General features: G+C 73.8%; 5 protein-coding genes. 3 read left to right on the forward strand and 2 right to left on the reverse strand.

Annotation, left to right across the window (positions count from 1 at the left end):
* Nucleotides 1-12 precede the first annotated feature (12 nt).
* Nucleotides 13-8,409 (reverse strand): type I polyketide synthase, encoded by an 8,397-nt coding sequence (locus tag OG494_RS13750; RefSeq protein WP_328455594.1) that lies wholly within the window; start codon nucleotides 8,407-8,409, stop codon nucleotides 13-15.
* Nucleotides 8,410-8,699: 290 nt separating this feature from the next.
* Here OG494_RS13750 and OG494_RS13755 point away from each other — a divergent pair, with 290 nt between their 5' ends.
* The 3 genes from OG494_RS13755 to OG494_RS13765 are packed head-to-tail and all read left to right on the forward strand — an operon-like array spanning nucleotide 8,700 to nucleotide 11,881.
* Nucleotides 8,700-10,109 carry a glycosyltransferase gene (locus OG494_RS13755; RefSeq protein ID WP_328455596.1) on the forward strand — a complete coding sequence of 470 codons (1,410 nt, stop codon included), beginning with the start codon at nucleotides 8,700-8,702 and terminating at the stop codon, nucleotides 10,107-10,109.
* Nucleotides 10,110-10,134: 25 nt separating this feature from the next.
* On the forward strand, nucleotides 10,135-11,124 hold the full coding sequence (locus tag OG494_RS13760) for an ATP-binding cassette domain-containing protein (RefSeq protein ID WP_328455598.1): 990 nt from the start codon (nucleotides 10,135-10,137) through the stop codon (nucleotides 11,122-11,124).
* Complete coding sequence (locus OG494_RS13765; RefSeq protein WP_328455600.1) at nucleotides 11,114-11,881, forward strand: ABC transporter permease; 768 nt, start codon at nucleotides 11,114-11,116, stop codon at nucleotides 11,879-11,881. The genes OG494_RS13760 and OG494_RS13765 overlap by 11 nt, the downstream gene beginning before the upstream one ends.
* Nucleotides 11,882-12,148: 267 nt before the next feature.
* Here OG494_RS13765 and OG494_RS13770 read toward each other — a convergent pair whose 3' ends face one another.
* Nucleotides 12,149-21,793: an SDR family NAD(P)-dependent oxidoreductase gene (locus tag OG494_RS13770; protein WP_328455602.1), complete on the reverse strand. Its 9,645-nt coding sequence runs from the start codon at nucleotides 21,791-21,793 to the stop codon at nucleotides 12,149-12,151.
* Nucleotides 21,794-21,796 lie beyond the last annotated feature (3 nt).

Genomic DNA, 21,796 nt, shown 5'->3' on the forward strand with positions numbered 1-21,796 from the left:
CATCGTGGCTGTTCACGAGATCCCGAACTCCTTGCCGAGCAGGTCGAACATTTCGTCGTCCGAGGCCGCGAGGACGACGTCGCCGGCGACGCGGTCGGACCGCATCCCGTCGAGCAGCCCGTGCAGCCGTCGGGTGAGGTCGTCCTTGCGGATGTCGCTGAGCTGGGCGCCCGCCAGGGCCCGTTCCAGCCGGTCCAGTTCTTCGGTCAGCGGATCGGCCGCGGGCCGGTCCGCCGGCACCAGCTCGGTCCGCAGGTACTGCGCGAGCGCGAGCGGCGTCGGGTGGTCGAAGACGATGCCCTGCGCCAGGTTCAGCCCGGTGCGGCGGGCCAGGAGGTTGCGGAACTCGACCGCGCTCAGCGAGTCGAAGCCGAGGCCGCCGAACTTGGCCTCCGGCTCGATCGCGTCGGGTGAGGAGTGCCCGAGGATCATCGCGGCCGCCGTCCGCACCGCGCGGGACAGCGTGCTGACCCGCTCCGGTTCGGACATCGCGGCGAGTTCGTCCACCAGGGACTCTTCCGTGGATTCCGGTTCGCGCCGAGCGGCCTCGACGGCGGCACGGGCGGCCGGGACCCCGTCGAGCAGGTGGGTCATCCGCATCAGCGCCATGCCCGGCGCGTAGCGGCTCCAGTCGATGTCGGCGACGGTCAGCGAGACGTCACCGCGGCGCAGGGCCTCACCGAGGGCGAGGAGCGCGCGTCTCGGCGCGAGGGCCGCGGCGCCACTGCGGCGCATGCGTTCCTGGATCGCCGGGTCGGCCGCCATGCCGACCTCGCCCCACGCGCCCCAGGCGACCGACGTCGCGGCCAGCCCGTCCCGGGCGCGTTGTTCGGCGAGGGCGTCGAGCACGGCGTTGGCGGCGGCGTAGCTGCCCTGGCCGGGCCCGCCGACGGTGCCGGCGATCGAGGCGAACAGCACGAACAGGCTCAGGTCGTGGTCTGCGGTCAGCTCGTGCAGATTGAGCGCGGCGGCCGTCTTCGGCCGCAGCACGGTCTCGAAACGGCCCGGGTCGACGGCGTCGACCACGCAGTCGTCGAGCACACCGGCGGCGTGCACCACGCCCCGCAGCGGGAACTCCTCCGGCAGACCGCTGATGAGGCCGGCCAGCGCGGTCTTGTCGGAGACGTCGCAGGCTGCGACGGTCACCCGGGCCCCGGCCGCGGTCAGGTCGTCGGCGAGTTCCCGCGCACCGGGCGCGTCGAGGCCGCGGCGGCTGGTGAGGACGATGTGCCCGGCGCCTTCGTCGGCGAGCCAGTGCGCGAGCTTCCCGCCCAGCGCACCGGTACCACCGGTGACGATGACCGTGCCGTCCTTCGGGACGGCGGCCCGGTCCGGGACCGGCGCTCCGGCCGGGGCGGGGACGAGACGGCGGACGTGCGCGCCGCCGGGGCGCAGGGCGAGCTGGTCCTCCTCCCCCGCCGCGGCCAGCGTCGCGGGCAGGCGGGTGAGCGCACGGGGGTCGAAGTCGGCGGGCAGGTCGACGAGACCGCCCCAGCGGCCGGGGTACTCCATCGCGGCCACCCGGCCGAGGCCCCAGACGGCGGCCTGCGCCAGGCTCCCGGCCGCGTCGGCCGGGCCGATCCGGACAGCGCCGGTGGTCACGCACCACAGCGGCGCGTCGACCCCGGCGTCGCCGAGGGCCTGGACGAGCGCGGCCGTCGTCGCGAGCCCGGCAGGCACCGACGGCGTGTCGGCCGCGGGTTCCTCGTCGAGCGCGACCAGGGACAAGACTCCTGCCGGGCGCGGGAAGCTTCCGAGCAGGGCGGTGATCCGGTCGTGGAGGACGTCGCGGTCGGGCGTGTCGACGACCAAGCGGACGGTGTCGGCGCCGAGCGCGTCCACGATGACGTCGATCCGCTCGTCGCCGTCGAGGGCAGCGGGTACGGCGACCAGCCAGTCTTCGCGGCGCGGCGCGGCGGTGGCCGTCAGGGGCTGCCAGTCGACGCGGTAGCGCCAGCCGTCGGTGATCGTGCGGTCCACGTGGCCCTTGCGGCGTGCGGAAAGCGCGGGCAGGACACGGGCGAGTTCGTCGGCGTCCGCGTCGAGTTCCGCGGCCAGTCCGGCGAAGTCGGCACCGTCGAGGGCGGCCCAGAACTCTTCGTCGCCACCGCTCTCCACCGGCGTCGCGACGGCTGCCGGCTGCGGCCAGAACCGCTCCCCCGCGAACGGGTAGGTCGGCAGGCTGACGCCGCGCGCGTCGGCTCCGGCGAAGAACGCGTCCCAGGCCACGTCGACGCCGTCGGTGTGCAGGCGGGCCAGCGCGGTGACGACCGTGGTCTCCTCGTCGCGGCCCGACCGCAGCAGCGGCACGAGCAGGGCGTCGTCCAGGGTCTCCGCGGCCATGCCGGACAGCACGCCGTCCGGGCCGACCTCGACGAACCGGGTGACCCCGCGGGCGGCGAGGTCGGCGACGACGTCACCGAACCGGACGGTCTGGCGGACGTGGTCTACCCAGTACTGCGCGGTGGCCAGCAGCTCGCGCTCGGGCCGCCCGGTCACGGCGGACACGATCGCCCGGCGCGGCACACGCAGGTCGAGCCCGGCGACGACCTTGGCGAAGTCGTCCAGCATCGGTTCCATCAGCGGCGAGTGGAAGGCGTGGCTGACGGTGATCCGCCGGGCCTTCTCGAAGTGCGCGGCGACGGCTTCGGCGGACGCTTCGGTCCCGGCGATCACGACGGACGCGGGCCCGTTAACGGCGGCGAGCGAGACGTCCGGGCCGAGCAGCGGCCGTACTTCGTCGGCGCTCGCCCGCAGCGCGATCATCGCGCCGCCCTCGGGCAGCTCCTGCATCAGGCGGGCGCGGGCGGCGACGAGCGTGCACGCGTCTTCCAGGGACAGCACCCCGGCGCCGTGCGCGGCGGCGATCTCGCCGATCGAGTGGCCGGCGAAGTGGTCGGCCCGCACGCCCCAGGATTCGATCAGCCGCAGCAGCGCGACTTCCAGCGCGAAGATCGCGGGCTGCGCCCAGCCGGTCGTGTCGAGCAGCGCCGCGTCGTCGCCGAAGACGACGTCCCGCAGCGGTCCGTCGAACTGCGCGCAGACCTCGTCGAAGGCGTCGCGGTAGACCGGGAAGCGGGCGTGCAGGTCGCGGCCCATGCCGAGCCGCTGCGAGCCCTGCCCGGTGAACAGCAGCGCGAGACCACCGTCGCGGGCGGTGCCCTCGACGACGTTCCCGGCCTCGTCACCGGCGGCCAGCGCGGCCAGGCCGGAGCGCAGCGCGGCCGGGTCGGCGCCGACGACGACCGCGCGGTGGTGCAGTGCGGCACGGTGAGTCGCGAGGGCGAGGCCAGTGGCGGCGAGCGGCGTGCTGTCCGTGTCGATCAGCCGGGCGGCCTGCACGTCGAGCGCGGAACGGCTCGCCGCGGACAGCACCCACGGGACGACCGCGGGCTCCGGGTCCGGCTTGCGTGCCGGGGCGGCCGGGGCCTGTTCCAGGACGACGTGGGCGTTCGTGCCGCTGACGCCGAACGCGGAGACGCCGGCGCGGCGCGGGCGTTCGGCGGCGGGCCATGGCGTCGGCTCGGTGACCAGCTCGATGGCGCCGGTCGTCCAGTCCACATGGGACGACGGCGCGTCGACGTGCAGGGTCGGCGGCACGACGCCGTGCCGCATCGCCTGGACCATCTTGATGATCCCGCCGACTCCGGCGGCCGCCTGGGTGTGCCCGATGTTGGACTTGAAGGAACCGAGCAGCAAGGGGTTCTCGCGGTCCTGGCCGTAGGTGGCCAGCAGCGCCTGCGCCTCGATCGGGTCACCCAGCGTGGTGCCGGTGCCGTGCGCCTCGACGACGTCGACGTCCGATGTGGACAGTCCGGCGTCTTCCAGCGCGGCGCGGATGACCCGGCGCTGGGACGGGCCGTTGGGGGCGGTGATGCCGTTGGACGCGCCGTCGGAATTGACCGCGGAGCCGCGCACCACGGCGAGGACCTCGTGACCGTTGCGGCGGGCGTCGGAGAGGCGTTCGACGACGAGCATGCCGACGCCTTCGGCCCAGCCGGTGCCGTCGGCCGCGTCGGCGAACGCCTTGCAGCGCCCGTCCGGGGCGAGGCCGCCCTGCTGGCTGGTGCCGAGGAAGTAGTTGGCGCTGGACATCACGAGCACGCCGCCGACGATGGCCAGCGAGCACTCGCCGCCCCGCAGCGCCTGGCTCGCGAGGTGCAGCGCGACCAGCGACGAAGAGCACGCCGTGTCGACGGTCATCGACGGGCCTTCCAGCCCGAGCACGTAGGACACCCGGCCGGAGACGGCGCTCGCCGCGTTGCCGAGGCCCGCGTGCGCGCCGACGTCGGCGTCGCTGCCGGCGAGCACACTCGCGTAGTCCTGGCCGTTGGTGCCGACGAACACGCCGGTGGCGCTGGCGCGCAGGCCGAGCGGGTCGATCCCGGCGTCTTCCAGGGCTTCCCACGACGTCTCGAGCACTTGGCGCTGCTGCGGGTCCATGGCGAGGGCCTCGCGGGGCGAGATGCCGAAGAAGGAGGCGTCGAAGCGGTCGATCTCGTCGAGGAACCCGCCGTAGGTGGTGGCGGACGCGCCCGCGGCGAGCGTGGCGAGGTCCCAGCCGCGGTCGGCGGGGAACGGGCCGACGGCGTCGTCGCCGTTCGAGACCATGGTCCAGAGGTCGGCCGGGGACCGGACGCCGCCGGGATAGCGGCAGCTCATCCCGACGATGACGACCGGGTCGTCGCCGCGCGCCCGGGTGCGGCGGACCGGGCCGGTGCGCTCGGCTTCCCCGAAGAGGCCGGCGAGCAGCAGCTGGGCGACGTCGGCCGGGGTGGGGTGGTCGAACACGAGCGTGGCCGGCAGGTCGAGGGTCGTCGCGGCGGTCAGGCGGTTGCGGAGTTCGACCGACATCATCGAGTCGAAGCCGAGGTCGGTGAACGGCTGGCCGGTGCCGACCGCGCCGGTGTCGCCGTGGCCGAGCACGGCCGCGACGGTGGTGCGGACCAGGTCTTCGGCCGCGCGGGTGCGGTCGGCCTCGCCGAGGTCGGCCCAGTTCCCGGCCAGCGGGCTGGCGGCGACGCGCGGCACGGGCCCGGCGGCCAGGCCGGACAGATCCGCCAGGCCGGTGCCGCCGGCGAACTCGACCTCGCCGGCCACGAACACCGGCCGGTCCGCGGAGTCGAGCAGGGCCAGGCTCACGGATGCGTCGCCGAGCGGCGCCACCCGCAGCCGCAGCCGGGTCATGCCCTGGGCGTGCAGGGAAACACCGCGCCAGACCCGGGGTTCCGGGGCGGGCTCGCCGTCGGCGACGCAGGCGCGCAGCGCCTCGGCCAGCAGGAGCGGGTGGAGGTCGAAGTGCCCGTCGAGGGTGTCCGGCAGGGTGATGTCCGTGCGGTACGCGCCTTCGGTCAGCACCGCGGGTTCCGGACCGGGGCCGGCGGCGAGGGTGCCGGTGGCGTGGTGGGTCCAGTCCGGCACGTCGGTGCCGGCGGGCGCGCTGTGGACGTCGATCGGGCGGCTGCCGTCGGCCTCGGGCGAGCCGACCCGCACCTGCAGCACCAGGGCGTCGGACGGGCCGAGCACCAGCGGCGTGGTGAGCGTCAGCTCGGCGATCTCCGGGCAGCCGAGGTTGCGGGCCGCACGCAGGGCGAGTTCGAGGAATCCGGTGCCGGGGAACGTGATCCGGCTTTCGTCGAGGTGCGCCGCGAGCCACGGCTGGGTGGCCAGCGAGAGCGTGCCGGTGAGCAGGGACTCGGTCGTGCCGGCGACGTCGAGGGCGGCGCCGAGCAGCGGGTGGCGGACGGCGGCGAGACCGAGCCCGGCGGCGTTGCCGGCCCGGACGGTGAGCGTGGGCCAGTACCGCTCGCGCTGGAACGGGTAGGTGGGCAGGTCGACCAGGCGGGCCCCGGGGAGCACGGCCGTCCAGTCGACGGTGCCGCCGCCGACGTGCAGCGCGGCGAGCCCGGTGACCAGCGTGGTGTCCTCGTCGTGGTCGCGGCGGGACAGGGGTACGACGACGGCCGCGTCGACCAGGCCGGACAGCACGGCGTCCGGGCCGATCTCGGCGAACCGCGTCACGCCGGCTTCGGTGAGCCGGGACAGGGCGTCGCCGAAGCGGACGGTGTCGCGGACCTGCCGGACCCAGTACTCCGGGTCGGTGACGTCGCCGGCCGAGACGACCGGGACGCGCGGGGCGGCGAAGGCGAGTTGCGCGACGACCTGGCGGAACTCGTCCAGCATCGGCTCCATCAGGACCGAGTGGAAGGCGTGCGAGACGCGCAGGCGACGGTGCTTGGCGAACTTCGCGGCGACCGCGACGACGGCGTCCTCGACGCCGGAGAGCACGACCGACTCCGGGCCGTTGACGGCGGCGATGTCGACGCCCTCCTCCAGCACCAGCTGAACGTCCACTTCGGACGCGCGCACGGCGACCATCACGCCGCCTTCGGGCAGCGCGCCCATCAGCCGGGCGCGGGCCGCGACCAGCGTGCAGGCGTCGTCCAGGGTCAGGACCCCGGCGACGTGCGCGGCGGCGATCTCGCCGACCGAGTGCCCGGCGACGTGGTCCGGGCGCACGCCCCAGGTGTCGAGGAGCCTCGCCAGCGCGACTTCGAAGGCGAAGAGAGCGGGCTGCGCGAACTCCGTCCGGTCGATCCGGTCGTCGCCGAGGGCGTCACGCAGGTTCGGGAACCTCTCGACGATCTCGTCGAAGGCGGCCGCGAAGACCGGGTGCACCTCGGACAGGCGGCGGCCCATGTCCCGGTGCTGCGCACCCTGGCCGGAGAACAGGAACGCCGTCTCGCCGCGGACCGCGGACGCCGTGGTGACGCCGGGAGCCGCGCCCTTGCTGAGCCAGCCACGCAGGGCTTCGCGCAGGGTCGCGGAGTCCGGGCCGACGGCGGCCAGGCCGTGTTCGAACCCGGCGCGCGTCACGCCCGTGGACAGAGCGACGTCGGCGGCGGGTGTGCTGTCGGCCGTCGCGGCGAGAAGGCGCTCGACCTGGGCCCGCAACGCCCTCTCGGAGCGGGCCGACGCGAACCACGCCACGGGACCGGTGGTGGTCACGGACTCGACGGGTTCGGGTTCGGGAGCCTGCTCGACGATCGTGTGGGCGTTGGTGCCGCTGACCCCGAACGACGACACCGCCGCGCGGCGCGGGCGGCCGGTCTCGGGCCAGGACACCTGCTCGGTGACCGGGGTGACGGCGCCGGCGGACCAGTCCACCTGGGACGACGGCGTCTCGGCGTGCAGCGTGCGCGGCACTTCGCCGTGGCGGATCGCCATGACCATCTTGATGATCCCGGCGACCCCGGCGGCGGCCTGGGTGTGGCCGAAGTTCGACTTGACCGACCCGAGCAGCAGCGGCGTCTCGCGGTCCCTGCCGTAGGTGGCCAGCAGGGCCTGCGCCTCGATCGGGTCGCCCAGTTTCGTGCCGGTGCCGTGGGCTTCCACGACGTCGACGTCGTTCGTCGTCAGGCCGGACGCGGCGAGCGCGGAGCGGATCACGCGTTGCTGCGACGGTCCATTGGGGACGGTCAGGCCGCTGCTGGCGCCGTCGGAGTTCACGGCGGTGCCGCGCAGGACGGCGAGCACCGGGTGGCCGTGGCGCCGAGCGTCGGAAAGCCGTTCCAGGACGAGGATCCCGGCGCCTTCGGACCAGCCGACACCGTCGGCGCCGTCGGCGAACGCCTTGCAGCGGCCGTCCGGCGCGAGGCCGCCCTGCTTGCTGAACTCCGCGAACGCCTCGGGCGTCGCCATCACCGTGACACCACCGGCGAGCGCCAGGGAACACTCACCGGAGCGCAGGGACTGCGTCGCCCAGTGCGCGGCGACCAGCGAGGACGAACAGGCCGTGTCGACGGTGACCGAGGCGCCTTCGAACCCGAAGGCGTAGGCGATCCGGCCGGACAGCACGGCGGCGGTGTTGCCGGTGCCGGTGTGCCCTTCGACGGTCTCGCCGGACGCGGCGAGGAGTTTGCCGTAGCTCTGGCCGTTGGTGCCGACGAAGACGCCGGTGCGGCTGCCGCGCAGGCTCGCGGGGACGATCCGGGCGCGTTCGAGGGCCTCCCAGGTGACTTCCAGCAGCACCCGCTGCTGCGGGTCCATGGCGAGGGCTTCACGCGGGGAGATGCGGAAGAACCCGGCGTCGAAGCGGTCGGGCTCGTCGACGAAGCCGCCACGCCAGGCGTCGACGTCACCGAGGCTGACGGTGCTGCGGTCGACGCCGGCGAGCAGCGCGTCCCAGCCGCGGCCCGCGGGCAGCGGCCCGATCGCGTCGGTGCCGGCCGCGACGAGGTCCCACAGCTGCTCCGGCGAGGAGACGCCGCCGGGGAACCGGCAGCCGATCCCGATCACCGCGATCGGCTCGGTCGCGGCCGTCTCGAACTCGCGGACGCGCTGCCGGGACCGGTGCAGGTCGGCGGTGACGCGCTTGAGGTAGTCACGAAGCTGGCTCTCGCTAGCCATCCTGGCCTCTCGGTGTCGTCCGGACGGGTCCGGCGGCGCCGGATCCCGGGGCCGGGTCCGGATTCCGCATCGCGTGATTCAAACCCACCCCGCGCCCGCAAACCCTTAGTCTTTCCGGCCGCACCCGGCGGCCACACCGGCCGACACGCGCGCGGGAGTGGTCGATTCGGTCCGCGAGTCGGCCGCTCCCCCAGCGCCGCGGACCGCGCGCAACAGTAGGTAAATCACGGAAACACCGCTGTTACGGTCGCCCGGTCCGCGCGCCCCCCGTCCGTGAAAGGTGCTCGACCATGAGCCGAGATCGGCGCCCGATCCTCTTCGTCAGCTCGCCGGACAGCGGACTGATCAACCCCCAGCTGGTGCTGGCGGCCGAGCTGTCCCGGCGGGACGTGCCCGGCCTGTACTTCGCCACGAGCGACAACCGCCGTGAGGAGGTCGAAGCGATCGGCGCCGACGGGACCGGCAGCACGGTCGCGTTCCGGTCGCTCGGCGCGCCGATCCCCGAGCTGTCCTCGGGCGCCTGGGACGACGAGACCTACGCGGCCGTCACCCAGCAGTCGCGCTGGAAGGCGCACAAGGCGCTGATGCGCCAGACGTTCGACACGCGTTTCCGCAACGCTTCCTACCGCGCGCTCGAGAAGATCGTCCGCGAGGTCGAGCCGGCGCTGATGGTGATCGACTCCCTGCTGCACGCGGGTTTCGAGCTGGCCGTCACCTACGGGATCCCGTACGTCGTCAGCGCGCCGTTCTCGCCGAGCAACCTCGTCAACAAGCTCCCGAAGACCTTCCCGGCCCCGCACTCCGGGCTGCCGCTGGACATGACGCCCCAGCAGCGCCGGGAGAACAACGCCTTCCGCCGCCGCCGAGGCCGTCTCTTCATCGCGGATTCGCTGCTGCGCAAGCGGGTCGTCGAGTACGTCAAGTCCAACAAGGAGCTGGGCGTGTCCCGCCTGGCCGCGAAGTACACCTCGCGCATCGACCAGGCCCGGCTGGTGTTCAGCTACACGCTGGCCGAGCTCGACTACCCGCTCGAGGTCCCGGAGCACTTCCGGATGCTCGGCGCGATCCTGCCGCCGATCCCGGAGCTGCCGGACGAGCAGGACGTCAAGGGCTGGCTCGACCGGCACGAATCCGTGGTGTACATGGGGTTCGGCACGGTCGCCCGGCTGGGCGCGACCGAGGTCGCGAACCTCGTCGAGGTCGTGCGGCGGCTCTACGGCGACCACTCCGTGCTCTGGCGGCTGCCGGCCGCGGCCCACAAGCTCCTGCCGGACGACCTGCCGTCGAACCTGCGGATCGAGAAGTGGCTGCCGTCGCAGCTGGACGTCCTCGCCCACCCGCACGTGCGCGCCCACTTCACCCACGGTGGCGGCAACGGGTTCGTCGAAAGCCTCTACTTCGGCAAGCCGCTGCTGACCCGTCCGCTGTTCGTCGACTGCTACGACCAGGCCGTGCGCGGCCGGGACCTCGGCGTCGGCCTGGTGGTCGACCGGCCCGAGATCGTCGACGTCGACGACACCGTCGCGAAGCTGACCGAGGTGCTGCGGAACCCGGAGTTCACCACCCGGGCCCGGGAGATCGCCCGGCTGCAGCACGAGCCCGGCCGCGGCCGGGAAGCCGCCGCCGACCTGCTGCTGTCCCTCGTCGCGGACGAGCACGCCGCACCCTCACCCACCCCGTCGGCCCGGCTCGCCCGGTGACCGGCCGGCGCACCCGGAGGTATCGATGATCAAGGCCCAGGGGCTGGCCCGGACCTTCACCGCGCAGGGCCGCACGGTCGAGGCGGTGCGCGGGGTCGACCTGGACGTCGGCGCCGGCGAGATCGTGGCGTTCCTCGGCCCGAACGGCGCCGGGAAGACCACGACCATGCGGATGCTGACGACGTTGATCAAGCCGACGGCCGGCACGGCCACGATCGCCGGTGCCGACCTGCTCACCGAGCCGACGAGCGTGCGCCGGCACATCGGCTACGTCGCCCAGGGCGGCGGCACGGTCGAGGAGCGCAAGGTCAGCGAGGAGCTGGTGCTGCAGGGCCGGTTGTACGGCCTGAACAAGACCGACGCGACCGAGCGGGCGCGGGAGATCTCGCACCAGCTCGACCTCGACGGCCTGCAGGAGCGCCTCACGGTGACGCTCTCGGGTGGCCAGCGGCGCCGGCTCGACCTGGCGCTCGGCATGGTCCACAGCCCGACGCTGCTGTTCCTCGACGAGCCGACCACCGGCCTCGACCCGCAGAGCCGCGCCCACCTGTGGAGCCACATCCGGCGGCTGCGCGACGAGCAGGGCGTCACCGTGTTCCTCTCGACGCACTACCTCGACGAGGCCGACGCGCTGGCCGACCGGATCCAGATCATCGACAACGGCGTGATCGTCGCCGAGGACACCCCGGACGCGCTGAAGTCCCGGCTGCTCGGCGACGGCGTCGAGGTCACGGTGCCCGAGGAGCTCGCGGACCACGCCGAGCTCGTCGTCGCCGGGCTGGGTTCGGCGGAACGCCTCCGCCGCGACGGCGCGACCCTGCACTTCCAGGTCGCGCACAGCGAGGAGGTCCTCTCGCCGCTGGTCCGGGCGCTGGACCAGGCGGACATCCCGCTGGTCGCCCTGCGCGTCCAGCGCCCGACGCTCGACGACGTCTTCTTCACCCTCACCGGCCGGAGCCTGCGCGAGCCGGCCGCCGCCGGACTCGAACCCGACGGAGTGACCGATGCTGCGTGAAGCGATCCTGATCTACCGCAGCGAACTCGCGGTCACACTGCGGAACAAGCCGTACCTGATGATGGGCATGATCCAGCCGGTGCTGTACCTGGTGCTGTGCGGGCCACTGCTGGCGGTGCTGGTGACACGCGCGCCGGGCACCCCGGCGGGCACGTCGTGGGTGGACCTGACCCCGGCGCTGATCGTCCAGATCGCCGCGACCAACGGCATCTACGGCGGCTACATCCTGCTGAGCAACCTCCGCAACGGCACCCTGGACCGGCTGCGCGTCACCCCGGTCAGCCGGACGTCGCTGAGCCTGGGCAAGGCCCTGCCGTCGGTGACGCTGTCACTGATCCAGAGCGTGATCATCCTGGTCCTGGCGGGCGGCGTCTTCGGCGTCTCGCTGAGCGTCGTGGGTGTCCTGCTGGTGCTGGCGATCGCGGCGCTGACGTCGATGACGATCGCCTGCTGCTCGCACGCGATCGTGCTGAAGCTGAAGAACGAGGACGCGTTCTCGTCGCTGGTGAACATCGCGATCCTGCCGCTGACGCTGCTGTCGGGCATCCTGCTCCCGATCACCCCCGACCGCGCGCCGACGTGGCTCTACGTCCTCTCGCGTCTCAACCCCCTGGCGTACATCGTGGACATCAGCCGGGCGAGCTTCCGCGAGACGCTCCCGCTGGTCCCGACGTTGATGGGCGCGGTGATCATCATCGCGCTGGCGGCGTTGGCCCTGCGCTGGAACACCCGCACCTTCCAGACCGAAACCGCCTGAGTTTCGCTTCACAGCCGGGCCGGGGACACGTTCCCCGGCCCGGCTTTCTGCTGCCCGCACCGTGTCGGCCGTTCCGGTACCGGCAGGCTCGCGTACCCAGACAGTCGGCTCGCGTACCCAGACAGTCGGCTCGCGTACCCAGACAGTCGGCTCGCGTACCCAGACAGTCGGCTCGCGTACCCAGAGGGTCGGCTGGCGTACCTGGACAGTCGGCACAACGGAACGGGGCCGTCGGCGTTAGCCGGCGGCCCCGTTTCGGTCTTGGGGTTACGAGAGTTCGGAGTCGATCAGGCGGAACAGCTCGCCGTCGCTGGCCGAGTCCAGGGAGTCGAGGAACTCGTCGCCGCCGGCGTCCAGGCGGTCCAGCAGCGCGCGGAGGCGGGTGGTCAGGGTGGTCACCGCGGCCGGTGGGAGGTCCGGGGTTTCCGCCAGGTGCTCGAAGCGGGCCAGTTCGGCCAGGACGCGTTCCGCGGGGTCGGTCGCCTCGGGGCTCAGGAGGTCGCGCAGGTGCTCGCTCAGGTCGCGGGGGTTGGGGTGGTCGAACAGGACCGTCGCCGGGAGGGTGAGGCCCGTCGCGTAGCTGAGGCGGTTGCGCAGCTCCACCACCGTCAGCGAGTCGAAGCCGATCTCGGTGAAGCCGACGTCCGGGTCGATCGCCTGCGGGGTGTTGTGGCCCAGCACGCTGGCCGCCAGTTCGCGGACCAGCCCCAGCAGCTCCTTCTGCTGCGCCGCCGGCTCGAGGTCACCCAGCTGCGGCACGAACGACCGCAGGCCCTCTTCGCTGATCTTGGCCGTGCGGCGGACCTTCGGGACCAGGCCGTGCAGCACCGGCGGGACGACGTGGCCGCGCAGGATCGCGAGGTCCAGGGCCACCGGGACGATCGTGGCCGCGCCGGAGCGAACCGCCGCGTCGAACAGGGCCAAGCCCTCCTCCGGACGCAGGCGCCGCATCCCGGACTTCTCCAGCCGCTGCGCGTCGACGTCGGCGAGCGTGCCCGCCATGCCGTCCGCCTGGGCCCACGGCCCCCACGCCAGCGACAGCGCCGGCCGACCCTCGTCGCGCCGCTGTTCGGCCAGTGCGTCGAGGAACGAGTTGGCCGCGGCGTAGTTGCCCTGGCCGACGCCGCCGAGCAGGCCGCTCGCCGACGAGTACAGGACGAACGCCGAGAGGTCGAGTTCGCGGGTCAGGTCGTGCAGGTGCCAGGCGCCGTCGACCTTGGGGCGCAACACCTTCTTGAGCCGCGCCGGGGTCAGCGAGCCGACGACGCCGTCGTCGAGGACGCCGGCCGTGTGCACGACCGCCGTCAGCGGGTGGTCGACGGGCACCGACGCGAGCAGGTCCACGACGTCCTCGCGGTCCGACGTGTCGCACGCGGCGACCCGGACGTCGGCGCCGAGTTCCTTCAGCTCCGCCACCAGTTCCGCGGCTCCGGCGGAGCCGAGTCCGCGACGGCTGGCGAGCAGCAGGTGCCGGACGCCGTGGGTGGTGACGAGGTGCCGGGCCAGCAGGCGGCCCAGTCCCCCGGTGCCGCCGGTGACGAGCACCGTCCCGGCACCGAGGTCGAAGTCCGCAGCCGCCGCGGCAGGCGCTCGCACCAGGCGAGCCCGGTGCGGGACGCCGTCGCGGACCGAGATCTGGGTCTCCCCCGACGCCACGATCACCGGCAGCAGGTCCGCGTCGGAAGTCCCGAGGTCGGCCAGCAGGAACCGGCCCGGGTTCTCCGACTGCGCGGCCCGGACCAGCCCGTGCACCGCGGCAGCGACCGGGCCGCCGCCGCGGGTGACGAACACCGCCGGGACGCCGTCAAGGCCGTCGGCAGCCAGCAGGAGCTGCAACTGGTCCAGGACGGTCGTGGTCGCCCGGTGCGTGACGGCGGCCAGGTCGTCGCCCTCGGTCGCGACCGGGATGACGAGCACCGCGTCGTCGCTCGCCGCGGCCACCAGACCGGGCAGGTCGGCGTGCGTTTCGGCGTCCGGGAAACCCGCGGCGTCGCCGAGCACGAGCCAGCGGGCCGCCCGAGGCGACGGCGTTTCGGGCAGCGGCGTCCACTCCAGGTGGAACAGCGAGTCGGAGCCCGATTCCCGCGGCGCGACAGCGGCTTCGCCGAGCACCACCGTCTCCGCCGAGGCGACGAGCGCGCCGGCGGCATCGGTGAGGTCGAGCGTGATCGTGTCTTCGGCCGTGCGCCGGACGTGGACGCGAGCGGCCGCCGCGCCGGTGGCGTGCAGCGCGAACCGCGTCCAGCCGGTCGCCGCGCGGGACGTCGAATCCAGCAGCGACACGGCTTGCAGCGCCGCGTCGAGCAACGCCGGGTGCAGCCCGAACTTCGCGGCGTCGTCCTGCCGCTCGGCGGGCAGCGCGATCTCGGCGAACACCTCGTCCGCCCCCAGCCACGCCGTCCGCAGGCCGCGGAACGCGGCGCCGACGACGTGCCCGCGCTCGGCGAGCCCGTCGTAGAAGTCCGCGAGATCGACTTCGGTCGCGTCGGGCGGCCACGTCGGATCGACCGCGGGTTCGCCGGCCCCCATCGAGAGCCGGCCGGACGCCGTGCGCGTCCACGACGCCTCGCCGACACCCTCGGGCCGGGTCCAGATGGTTAGAATCCGGTCGCCCGCGGGGTTCGCGGCGCCGACGACGACCTGGGCGTGCACCCCACCGACTGGCGGGAGGGTCAACGGCGTCTCGATGGTCAGCTCGTCGACGACGTCGCAGCCGACCTCGTCACCCGCCCGCACGGCGAGTTCGACGAACCCCGCCTCCGGGAACACGATCGTCCCCTCGACGGTGTGGTCGGCGAGCCACGGCTGCACCTGCGGCGACAGCGCGCCGGTGAACAGGAACCCGCCGGACTCCGGCAGCGCGACCCCGGCGCCGAGCAACGGGTGCTCGGCGGAGTGCAGACCGGACAGGCGCAGGTCGCCGCCCGCGCCGTGGAACCCCTCGGGCCAGTACCGGTCGGCCGCGAAGGGGTAGGTGGGCAGGTCGACCGGGACTCCGCCGCCGAAGAACGCGGCCCAGTCCAGGGGCACGTTCCGGGCGTGCAAGCGGGTCAGCGCGGTGGTCAGCGCGCGGCACTCGTCGCCGTCGGCGCGAACGGCCGCGACGACCTCCCCCGTGTCCTCGGCCAGGCTGTCGGCCGCCATCGCGGCGGCGACGCCGTCCGGGCCGACGTCGAGGAACGTCGTCGCCCCCGCCTCGGCGAGCGTGGTGACGGCGTCCGCGAACCGCACGGCCTCGCGGGCCTGGCGCACCCAGTACTCCGGCGAGTCCAGCTCGGTCGCGAGGACGCCGGTGACGCCCGAGACGATCGGGATCGACGGCGCCGCGAATTCCAGCTCCGCCACGACCTTGCCGAACTCGTCCAGGGCGGGCTCGATCAGCGGCGAGTGGAAGGCGTGCGAGACCGACAGCCGCCGCGTCTTCGCGAAGTGCGCACCCAGCGCGAGCACGGCTTCTTCGGTGCCGGAGACGACGACGGACCGCGGGCCGTTGAGAGCGGCGATCGCGACGTCGTCGGTGAGCAGCGGCCGGACCTCGTCCTCGGTCGCCACGAGCGACAGCATCGCGCCGCCGGGCGGCAGGGCCTGCATGAGGCGACCGCGCGCGGCGACCATCCGGCACGCGTCGGCCAGGCTCAGCACGCCGGTGACGTGCGCGGCCGCGATCTCGCCGATCGAGTGTCCCGTCACGAAGTCCGCCCGCACGCCCCACGACTCGAGGAGCCGGTAGAGCGCGACTTCGAAGGCGAAGATGGCGGGCTGGGCGTAGCCGGTTTCGTTGAGCAGATCGGTCTGCATCACCTCGCGCAGCGGGCGGTCGAGTTCGACGTCGAGGTGGGCGAGCACGGCGTCGAGCGCGTCGGCGAACACCGGGTACGCGGCGGCGAGGTCGCGGCCCATGCCCGGGCGCTGGCTGCCCTGTCCGGCGAACAGGATCGCGAGCTTCCCGCCGGCCGGTCCGGCCGCGGTGGGCGCCCGGGTTCCGCGCGCCAGCACGGTGAGGCCGTCGAGGAGTTCGTCACGGTCGCCCGCGACGAGACCGGCGCGGTGGTCGAACTGCGTACGGCCCGCCAGCGCCGCGGCCAGGTCGGCGACGGCGACGTCCGGGTGCTCGGTGACGAACGAGGCGAGACGCTCGGCCTGCGCCGCGAGCCGCTCGGGCGTGCGAGCCGAGACCACCACGGGCACCGGACCGGCGACCGAAGCAGGCGTCGAGTCCAGGGCCGTGGCTTGTTCCAGGATCACGTGGGCGTTGGTGCCGCTGACACCGAACGACGACACACCCGCGCGACGCGGCCGCCCGGTCTCGGGCCAGTCCTGCTGGTCGGAAAGCAACGTGACGGCGTCCGGCTGCCAGTCCACTTTGGACGTCGGCGCGTCGAGGTGCAGGGTCTTCGGCAGCACGCCGTGGCGGATCGCCTCGACCATCTTGATCACCCCGGCGACGCCGGCGGCGGACTGCGAGTGGCCGATGTTGGACTTGATCGAGCCGAGCAGCAGCGGCCGTTCACGGCCGGTGCCGTAGGCGGCGATCAAGGCCTGGGCCTCGATCGGGTCGCCCAGCTGCGTGCCGGTGCCGTGCGCCTCGACGGCGTCGACCTCGGTGCCGGTCAGGCCCGCGTTGGACAGGGCCTGGCGGATGACGCGCTGCTGCGACGGCCCGTTGGGGGCGGTGAGGCCGTTGGACGCGCCGTCGGAGTTGACCGCGGTCCCGCGCACGACGGCGAGCGGGGTGTGGCCGTTGCGGACGGCGTCGGACAGGCGCTCCAGCAGGAGCAGCCCCGTGCCTTCGGACCAGCCGGTGCCGCCCGCGGCCTCGTCGAACGACCGGCAACGGCCGTCGGCCGCGAGGCCGCCCTGGTAGCTGAACTCGACGAACGCGCTGGGCGTCGCCATCACCGTGACACCGCCGGCGACGGCCAGGGAGCACTCCCCGGACGCCAGGGCCCGTGCGGCCATGTGCAGCGCGACCAGCGAAGACGAGCACGCGGTGTCGACGGTGACCGACGGCCCTTCGAGGCCGAAGAGGTAGGAGATCCGGCCGGACAGGACGCTCGTGGCCGCGCCGGTGAGCAGGTGCCCGGCGAGTTCCGGTGGCGGCGAGTAGCCGTTGCCGGAGCCGCCGACGTAGACGCCGGTGTCGCTGCCGCGCAGGCTGTCCGAGCCGATTCCGGCGCGTTCGAACAGCTCCCAGGCCGCTTCGAGCAGCTGGCGCTGCTGCGGGTCCATGGCGAGCGCTTCGCGGGGTGAGATGCCGAAGAAGCCGGCGTCGAAGTCTGCGACGCCGTCGACGAACCCGCCTTCCTGGACGTACGACATGCCGCCGCTGAGGCCGAGCAGATCCCAGCCGCGGTCGACGGGGAACTCCGTGATCGCGTCGGTGCCGTCGGCGACGAGGCGCCACAGGTCCTCGGGCGAGCGGACGCCGCCCGGGTAGCGGCAGCTCATGCCGACGATGACGATCGGGTCGCCGTCGACGATCCCCGACGCCGCCGGGGCGGCCGTGAGGTCGCCGCCTCCGAGCAGTTCGGTCGCCAGCAGGCGCGCGACGGCGTCCGGGCGCGGGTGGTCGAACACGAGCGTGGAGGGCAGCGTGAGGCCGGTCGCGGCGTTGATCCGGTTCCGCAGCTCCACCGAGGTGAGCGAGTCGAAGCCGAGGTCGCGGAACGGGCGGCGGGCCTCGATGGCGGCGCCGCCCGCGTAGCCGAGCAGGCCCGCGACCTGGTCGCGGACGAGGTCGAGCAGCGCGTCTTCGCGTTCACGCTCGGACAGCCCACGCAGCCGGTCCAGCAGCGCCGACGCGGTCGAGACGGCGTCGGCGGACGGCCCTTCCGCCAGTTCACGTACCTCGGGCAGTTCGTCGAGCAGCGTGCCCGCGCGGCGGGAGGTCAGGGCCGGGACGAACCGGTCCCACCGGACGTCGGCGAGCACGACGGCGGTGTCGTCGTGGGCGACGGCCTGGCCCAGCGCGAGCAGCGCCTGGTCCGGGTCGAGGGGAGGCAGGCCGCGGGCTCGCAGGAACTCGGCGGTCTCTTCATCGGCGGCGACGCCGGTGCCGGCCCACGCGCTCCAGGCGATCGACGTCGCGGCCAGGCCGCGGTCGCGGCGGTGGCGGGCCAGGGCGTCCAGGCCGGTGTCGACGGCGGCGCGGTCGCGCTGGCCTTCGGCGCCCCAGATCGCGGACACCGACGAGAACAGCACGAACGCTTCGAGGTCGTGGTCGTGCAGCACGTCGTCGAGGAGGACGGCGGAGTCGTAGGCACCGGCTTCCGCCATCCCGGCGGTGTGCAGCACGGCGGTCAGGGGCCGATCCTCGGGCACGGTGGCGAGCAGGGCGGTCAGCGCGTCGCGGTCGGCGAGGTCGTCCGGGCCCGCGTGCAGGACGTGGGCGTCGGTGAGCCAGCGGGTGACGTGCTCGCCGAACCCTTCGTGGCCGCCGGTGACCAGGACGGTGCCGTGCGGGCGCCACGGCTCGGCCGCTCCCCCGGCCGCGGAGCGGACCAGACGGCGGCCGAACAGGCCGGAGGCACGCACGGCGACCTGGTCTTCGGGCCCGCCGACGGCGGCGGCGAACCGGGCCGTGGCCCGGGCGTCAAGCATCTCGGGCAGGTCGATCAGGCCGCCCCAGGCGCGCGGGAATTCCAAGGCCAGCACCCGCCCGGCGCCCCAGAGCGCGGCGCGGGCGGGGTCGCGCACCGGCTCGGACCGGCCGACCGACACCGCGCCGCGGGTGACGCACCACAGCGGCACGACGGCTTCGGCCTCGGCCAGGGCCTCGGTGAGCGCGGCCGTCGTCGCGAAGGACGTCCCGTCGAGGTCGAGCAGCGAGAGGACGCCGGTGTAGTCCTGACCCGGCAACGCGTCGCGCAGCGCGTCGACGGCGTCGGCCTCGACGCGGACCTGGACGGCGTTCAGCGTGTCGAGGGCTTCCGCGATGTCGGCGGGCAGGTCGGTGGGGACGAGCGCGAGCCACCGGCCCGGCGCGGACGTCTCGGCCGACAACGGCTTCCACGTGATGCGGTAGCGCCAAGCGTCCACAGCGGACTGTTCGCCGCGGCGGCGTCGCCACGACGAGAGCGCGGGCAGCACCCGGGTGAGCGCGTCCTCTTCGACGTCGAGGGTGGTGCTGAGCGCGGCGAAGTCGGCGTCGTCGACGGCGGTCCAGAACTCCGCCTCCGCCGGGTCCGCGGCCGTGTCGGCCGAAGCGGGCTCGGGCCAGTAGTACTCGTGCTGGAAGGCGTAGGTGGGCAGCGGGACGATGTGCGCGCCGGTGGCCAGCAGCGTCTTCCAGTCCGGGCTGACGCCGCGGACGTGCGCCTCGGCGACCGAGGTCAGGAACCGGTCGAGGCCGCCGTTGTCACGGCGCAGCGTGCCGGTGACGACCGCGCGGGCCTCGGCGGATTCGGCGGTGTCCTGGATCGCGACGGCCAGCACCGGATGCGAGCTGATCTCGAAGAAAACCTGGTACTGCAAGGAAAGCAGCTCACGGACGGCGTCTTCGAAGCGGACGCGCTGACGCAGGTTCCGGTACCAGTAGGCGGCGTCCATCTTGGTCGTGTCGAGCCAGTCGCCGTCGACCGTGGAGAAGAACGGGATGTCCGACTGGCGCGGCGCGAGCCCGGCCAGCGCGGTGTGCAGCTCCTGCTCGATCAGCTCGACGTGCGCGGAGTGCGACGCGTAGTCGACGTCGACGCGGCGGACGCGGATCTCGGCCGTCGTCAGCTCGGCGATGAGCTGCTCCCCCGCCTCCGGGTCCCCGGCGACGACGACGGACGACGGGCTGTTGACCACGGCGACCGACAGCTTGTCCGCATAGGCCTCGAGCCGCGTTTCGACGTCGGCGACCGGCAGCGCCACCGAAATCATGCACCCGGCACCGGCCAGCCGGCGGGCGATGGCCTGGCTGCGCAACGCGACGACGCGGGCGGCGTCGGCCAGGCTCAGCGCGCCGGACACGCACGCGGCCGCGATCTCGCCCTGGGAGTGACCGACGACGGCGTCCGGCCGGATCCCGGCGGACTGCCAGAGCGCGGCCAGGCCGACCATCACGGCGAACGACGCGGGCTGGATGACGTCGACCCGGTCCAGCTTGGGCGCGTCGGCGGCACCGCGCAGGACGGCGGTCAGCGACCAGTCGACGTGGGCGGACAAGGCTGCGTCGCACTCGGCGATCCGGGCCGCGAACACCGGCGACTCGGCCAGGAGCCGCGCGCCCATGCCGGCCCACTGCGCGCCCTGGCCGGGAAAGACGAAGACGATCTGGCCGTCGACGTCGGCGGCGCCGGTGGTCACCGCTGGGTCCGGGGTGCCGGAGGCGAGTGCCGCGAGGCCCACGCGGGGGTCGTCGGCGACGATCACCGCGCGGTGGTCGAGGGCGGCGCGGGACGCGGCCAGCGACCACGCGAGGTCGGGCGCGTCGAGGTCGCCGTCGCCGAGGTGGGCGAGCAGTCGGGCGGCCTGGGCTTTCAATGCGGCTTCGGTGCGGCCGGCCAGGACGAACGGGCGGACCCCGGCGGGCGCGACTTCCCCGCCGGTCGCTTCGGCGGGCGCGGCCTGTTCGAGGATGACGTGGGCGTTGGTACCGCTGATGCCGAACGACGAGACGGCGGCGCGGCGCGCGCGGTCCACCTCCGGCCAGGCGGTGTTCTCGGTGACGACCTCGACGGCGCCCGCGGTCCAATCGACCTGCGACGACGGGCCGTCCAGGTTGACCGACTTCGGCACCACGCCGTGGCGCAGCGCCTGGACCATCTTGATCACGCCCGCGACGCCGGCGGCGGCCTGGGTGTGGCCGATGTTCGACTTCACCGACCCGAGCAGCAGCGGCGTCTCGCGGCCGCGGCCGTAGGTGGCCAGCAGGGCCTGCGCCTCGATCGGGTCACCCAGCGGCGTGCCGGTGCCGTGGCCTTCGACGACGTCCACATCGGACAGTCCGAGGCCGGCGCCGGTCAGCGCCTGGCGGATGACCCGCTGCTGCGACGGGCCGTTGGGGGCGGTGATGCCGTTGGACGCGCCGTCCTGGTTGACCGCGGATGCACGCAGCAAGGCCAGGACTTCGTGGCCGTTGCGGCGCGCGTCCGACAGGCGCTCCAGCATGACCAGGCCGACACCCTCGGACCAGCCGACGCCGTCCGCGGCGTCCGCGTAGGACTTGCAGCGGCCGTCGCGCGCGAGGCCACCCTGCGCGGAGAAGTCGACGAACGAGCCCGGCGTCGCCATGATCGTGACACCGCCGGCGAGGGCCAGGTCGCAGTCCCCCGCGCGCAGCGCCTGCGCGGCCCAGTGCATCGCGACCAGCGACGACGAGCACGCCGTGTCGATCGTGACGGCCGGGCCTTCGAGGCCGAGCGAGTAGGAGACGCGGCCGGACATGACGCTGCCCGCGGTGCCGACGCCGAGGAAGCCGAGGGCCTCTTCGGGGAACTGGGCACCCTGGCCGTAGTCGTGGTACATCACGCCGGCGAAGACGCCGGTTTTGCTGCCGCGCAACGAAAGCGGGTCGACGCCCGCGCGTTCGATGGCCTCCCACGACGTCTCCAGCAGGAGTCGCTGCTGCGGGTCCATCGCCAGGGCTTCGCGCGGCGAGATGCCGAACAGACCGGGGTCGAACTTCCCGGCACCATCGACGAAACCGCCTTCGCGGACGTACGAGCGGCCGCGCTCGGAGCCGAACAGGCTGTCAAGGTCCCAGCCGCGGTCCTCCGGGAACCCGGCGATGCCGTCCCCGCCGTCGAGGACGAGGTCCCACAGGTCTTCCGGCGACCGCACGCCGCCCGGGTAGCGGCACGCCATCGACACGATCGCGACCGGTTCCTGCTCCGCCGACTCCAGCTCCTCGACCCGCTTGCGCGTCTTGGCGAGGTCGGCGGTGACCCACTTGAGGTATTCGACGAGCTTCTTGTCCTCGGTCATGGC

This window comes from Amycolatopsis sp. NBC_00438 (genome assembly GCF_036026695.1).
Lineage (GTDB): Bacteria > Actinomycetota > Actinomycetes > Mycobacteriales > Pseudonocardiaceae > Amycolatopsis.